1 protein-coding gene is annotated in these 885 nt (G+C 33.4%); it reads left to right on the plus strand.

The window, feature by feature from the left end; genetic code table 11:
- Positions 1–59: 59 nt before the first annotated feature.
- Positions 60–885: PHP domain-containing protein (locus E1140_RS00160; RefSeq protein WP_425481984.1), on the plus strand; the 826-nt coding region annotated here is incomplete at its 3' end.

Consider the following 885-nt stretch of genomic DNA (forward strand, 5'->3'; position numbering starts at 1 on the left):
AAATAAGAGGTATAACAGAAGTTCTGTTATGCTGATGTTAGCCACAAGCTAAAAATCGAATGAAAAAAATTGATCTACATACTCATACTGTATCAACAGTAAGTGATAGTCCCTTTGATTTTGATCTAAGCAAAGTAAAGGATTATGTAGAGCAATTAGAAATTGATGCACTAGCAATTACAAATCACAACATATTCGACTCAAAGCAATATTTTGAAATAAGAAATCACCTCAGTATTACAGTCTTTCCCGGGATAGAAATTGACTTAGAGGGAGGTCACATTTTATTAATCGCAGATACTGACGAATTTGAAATTTCTGATTTCGATGAGAGGTGTAAAAGAGTATCCAGTCTTATAAACTCAAATGATGATGACATCTCACTAGAAAAATTCAATGAAATATTCACAGACCTGTCCAAATATTTATTAATTCCTCATGTTGATAAGGGTCCAAACATCAAAAAAGAAATAATTGAATCTTTAAAACCACACATAACTGCAGGTGAAGTTGCCAGTGTTTCAAAGTTTAGACGAGCCTATAAAGATGTCGAAAAGCTCGTACCAGTATTGTTTAGTGATATCAGATTTAAAGATGGACTAAAGAATTTCCCATCTCGACAGACTTACATAGACCTTAATGAAATTTCATTAAGCGGAATAAAATCATGTTTGTTTGATAGAAGTAAAATCGCTTTAACTAAAGAAAGTGGAAATGATTTTTTCCAAGCAACTGCTGATGGACTTTTATTGTCAACTGGCCTAAACATCATACTTGGCCAAAGATCATCTGGTAAATCTATTACTCTTGATAAAATTGCTGCTTCATCAGGTAATGCCAAGTATATAAGGCAGTTTTCACTTCTAGGTGGGGATGAGGAGAGGT

The sequence above is a fragment of the Fulvivirga lutimaris genome, assembly GCF_009711525.1.
Lineage (GTDB): Bacteria > Bacteroidota > Bacteroidia > Cytophagales > Cyclobacteriaceae > Fulvivirga > Fulvivirga lutimaris.